The sequence below is a fragment of the Oerskovia sp. NPDC060287 genome (assembly GCF_042726775.1).
In the GTDB taxonomy this organism is placed as follows: Bacteria; Actinomycetota; Actinomycetes; order Actinomycetales; family Cellulomonadaceae; genus Oerskovia; species Oerskovia merdavium.
The window spans coordinates 1-3727 of sequence record NZ_JBHXBO010000330.1 but is presented as its reverse complement, the minus strand read 5'-3'; the positions used below and the strand labels follow the sequence as shown (position 1 = coordinate 3727).

Annotated in this window: 3 protein-coding genes; 1 reads left to right on the top strand and 2 read right to left on the bottom strand. The window is 71.3% G+C overall.

Annotation, left to right across the window (positions count from 1 at the left end):
• Positions 1 to 143 precede the first annotated feature (143 nt).
• A complete protein-coding gene (locus ACFWFR_RS18395) occupies positions 144 to 1877 on the bottom strand; it encodes a M20/M25/M40 family metallo-hydrolase (RefSeq protein WP_377624043.1) in 1734 nt (577 codons plus the stop codon).
• 262 nt (positions 1878 to 2139) lie between these two features.
• Between ACFWFR_RS18395 and ACFWFR_RS18390 the strand changes: the two genes are divergently transcribed.
• Positions 2140 to 2877 carry an MIP/aquaporin family protein gene (locus ACFWFR_RS18390; RefSeq protein WP_377624041.1) on the top strand — a complete coding sequence of 246 codons (738 nt, stop codon included), beginning with the start codon at positions 2140 to 2142 and terminating at the stop codon, positions 2875 to 2877.
• Positions 2878 to 2930: 53 nt separating this feature from the next.
• On the opposite strand, the gene ACFWFR_RS18385 is transcribed toward ACFWFR_RS18390, so the two are convergent.
• The gene (locus tag ACFWFR_RS18385; protein WP_377624040.1) at positions 2931 to 3302 is read right to left on the bottom strand and encodes a hypothetical protein; all 372 of its coding nucleotides are present in this window, start codon (positions 3300 to 3302) and stop codon (positions 2931 to 2933) included.
• Positions 3303 to 3727: the final 425 nt, after the last annotated feature.

Below are 3727 nucleotides of genomic sequence, written 5' to 3'. Positions count from 1 at the left end.
CTCCTCGGGCGAGAGTCTCGCCGGAGGAGGGGGCGCCGTCGTACACGGCTGCCGAGGTAGAGGGATCACGTCGAGGTAGAGGGTCGGCGCCCTCTACCTCGACGGTCGGCCTCTACCTCGGCGACCCCGGGCTCGCAGCCAGGTCAGCAGGTGAGCGCCGCGTAGTCGACCGTGTAGGTCTCCTGCGAGCCCGCGTCGTCCCACGCCCTGACGGTCACGCTCCCCGCCGGGAGCGAGCCAGACCGGGCACTGAACGACTGGTGCACGTTCTTGTCCGGGTTGACGTGGTTGAACGTCTTGGAGCCGAACGGCGTCGTGAAGAGCACGTCGAGCGGCCGGTCCTCACCGTTGGCGGCGACGACCGAGAGCGTGGCGACCTTGCCCGTGCAGCGTGCGGTCGCCGTGAGCCCCGTCAGCTCGGGGTCGACGGGCGAGACCACTCCGTTGATCGCCGACGTGTCGGCCGCGAGCGACGCCGTGGCGTGCGCGATCGCCTTGGCGTTGATGTCGAGGGCGACCGGGTCGATGTTCTCGATGTCGTCGTTCGCCGAGTGGTAGTTGGGGTCCTGCCAGATCCCCGCGGTGCCGCCGAACAGCGCGACCTCGGCCTCGGTCTTGATGTCGTCGGCGCCCGTGAACAGCCCCGACGCCGGGACGCCGTTCGCGATGAACGCCTGGTAGTCCGAGCGCCCCGAGAACTCCGAGTCGACCCACGCCTGCCCGATCGAGTCGAAGTAGTCCGTGAACACGTCCTCGGTCTCGGGCGAGCCCGGCGGGACCTCGACCGGTGCCGGGTACGTGGACTCGTCGGCGTCGTAGACCCCGATCACGTAGTTCGGCGAGCCGACCATGTCGAAGTTCAGGTAGGTCGCGATCTGGTCGAGCGTCGTCGGGTCGTTCGCGACCAGGTCGTCGACGTAGTGCGTCGACCCGACCAGGCCCACCTCCTCGGCCCCCCACCAGGCGAAGCGCACCTGGTTGTCGAGCGGGCCGCCGTGCTCGGCGAGCTGGACCGCGGTCTCGAGGATCGCGGCGGAACCCGAGCCGTTGTCGTTGATGCCCGGCCCCTCGGGCACGCCGTCGAGGTGCGCACCGAGCATGACGACGTTGTCTGCCCGGCCCGTGCTCGTCTCGGCGAGGATGTTGAAGGTCGTGTGCGTGACGGTCGAGGTCTGGAGCACGTACGTCGCGTCGGTCTGGCCCCCCGCGACCCCGGCGATGATGGCCTGCCCGTCAGCCTGCGTGATGCCGGCCGTCGGCACCCACACGTCGCTCGGCTCACCGAGCGTCGGGCTGATGGGGCCCCCCGTGTTGTTGTAGATGAGGACGGCCGCCGCACCCGCCTCGGCCGCGAGCTGGACCTTCAGCGAGAAGTTGCACGAACCGCGACTGACCAGGGCCACGCCCCCCGTGGCCGCGACCCCGGCCCACGCGTCGGCCGTGCACCCCTGCTTGAGGGCGTCGACCGGCTGGACGACCGGCCCCGTGACGCCCTCCGGAGGCGTGTCCGGTGCGAACTCCGCGGGGAAGATGTTCTCCGTGACCGCGTGCCCGCCCGCCGTGAGCGACAGCGCGTCGGTGCGCTGGTCGTCGAACGAGAAGTACTGGCGCTCGGGCGTGTACCCGGCGTCGGTCAGGACCTGCTCGACGTACGCGGCGCTGGCCTCGTAGCCGGGGGTTTCGATGGCGCGGTTGCCGCCGTTGGCGTCCGCGATGGCCTGGAACTGCTCGAGGTGCTGCATGACGGCCTCGCCCGAGACGTGGTCCTCGAGCGGGGCGGGCGGGGCAGGCGGGGCTGCCGCTGCCGGTGGGACGAACACCGCGGCGAGCCCCAGGCTCAGCGCGGCGACGGACGGGACGATCGGACGTGTTCTCACACTCGTTCTCCTCCACTGGTCCCCCACGCAGGCGACCGCACACTCGGCGCGACGTTGCGGGGAGTTCGGTTGTCGCGAGCGTAAGGGCAGCGGGCAGAACACGACAGAGGAAAGCAGGGACTTAACACGATACTTACCGCGTCGTCCCTTTTCAGGTGACTTCCGGGGCCGCACGGATCCCGAGCCCTCCGGCTCGCGCCGGGCCCCGTCTCGCGGGGTGTCGCGCCGCCCTCCCGGCGCTCGCCCCTGACAGGGTGTGCGCATGGATCCGGACTACTCCCTGGCGGTGCGCGCCGCGTGCGAGTTCATCGGCACGGCGATTCTCATCATCATCGGCAACGGCACGGTCGCGAACGTGCATCTCAAGGGGTCCAAGGGGTACCGCGGCGGCTGGAGCCTCATCGCGATGGGCTACGGGTTCGGTGTCATGATCCCGGCCCTGATGTTCGGCGGGATCAGCGGGAACCACATCAACCCGGCGTTCACGATCGGGCTCGCGACGTGGGGCATGTTCCCGTGGGCCGACGTCGCTCCGTACGTGGTCGCGCAGATGCTCGGGGCCATGGCGGGGCAGCTCGCGATCGTCGCGACCCACAAGCCGTACTACGACCGCACCGAGAGCTCCGCCGACGTGCTCGCGACCTTCTCGACCGTCAACGCCGCGCACAGCCGCGTGAACGGGTTCGCGAACGAGCTGCTCGGCTCGGTCATCCTGTTCTCGTGCGCGCTCGCGATCGTCAACTCGCCCCTGACGACGACCGAGCCCGGTCTGGCGCACCTCGCGCTCGGCTTCCTGGTGTGGGGGCTCGTCGCGGGGCTCGGCGGCCCCACGGGGCCCGCGCTCAACCCGGCCCGTGACCTCGGGCCGCGCATCGTGCACGCGCTCCTGCCCCTCAAGCACAAGGGGCCCTCGGACTGGGGCTACTCGTGGGTGCCCGTCGTCGCGCCGCTGATCGCGGGGCTCATCGGGGTGGGCTGCTGGAAGCTGCTGCTCGGCTGAGCAGTGCCGCTGCCCGACGGCGGAGCGAGCGCCCTGCCGTCGGGCGTGTCGGGTCACCCCACGGGCGCGACGTACGTGAAGAGGTTGCCCGCGACGTCGGCCGCGTAGCCGAACTCGATCGCTCCGTAGGACCCGTCACCCCACTCGCCGGCCCCGCGGCAGACCAGGACCTCGTCGGTCTCCCGGCCGGCGGCAACCGTGAACGCGCCGTCGTCGAGCTCGTCCTGACGGTCCTCGAGGAACGACGCGTCGCTGATGTCAAGGACCTGCCCAGACGCCGGCTCGTCAGCAGTCATGGCGACGACCTCGTCGATCGCCGACTCGCACGTGAGCGGCGCGAGGCCCAACGCCTTCTCGACCGCGGACCACAGGACAAGGAGGAGCACGACGCCCAGGGCGATCAGCCACCACCCCCAGGCAGGCATCGGGGCGCGTGTGTACAGGACCCATCCGGAGGGCGGCGGGCCCCAGGCCGGGTCCGGCTCCCAGCCCCGCGGGGGCTTCCACCCCTTGGGGGGCACGGGCCAGTTGGGGGGTCGGTTGAACTTTCTCGCCACGCAAGGCACCTCTCGACAGGCGCCGACGGTGGCGCACCGAGAATCTAGCGCGTGCCGGGCTGGTCAGGGCACCGCGGCCGGACGACCGGCGACAGCGGGACGCGCGATGCGCCGTCGGTCTGTGCCGAGCCGGGACCGGGGCTCTGAGCTCCGGATCGCGGGCCGGGGTTGAGGGCCCGCGCCAAGGGCTGGAGGCCGGAGGCCGCCGGGGATCGGAGACGGCCGAGGCGGAGGCCGGAGGCCGCCTGGGCAGCCGTGTTTCTGCGCAGCCACCACCATTGTGGTGGCTGCGC

What these genes read in the sequence shown, in the direction of transcription:
- ACFWFR_RS18390 (WP_377624041.1), top strand. Translation starts at nt 2,140, where the DNA reads ATGGATCCGGACTACTCCCTGGCGGTGCGCGCCGCGTGCGAGTTCATC.
- ACFWFR_RS18385 (WP_377624040.1), bottom strand. Translation starts at nt 3,302, where the DNA reads ATGCCTGCCTGGGGGTGGTGGCTGATCGCCCTGGGCGTCGTGCTCCTC.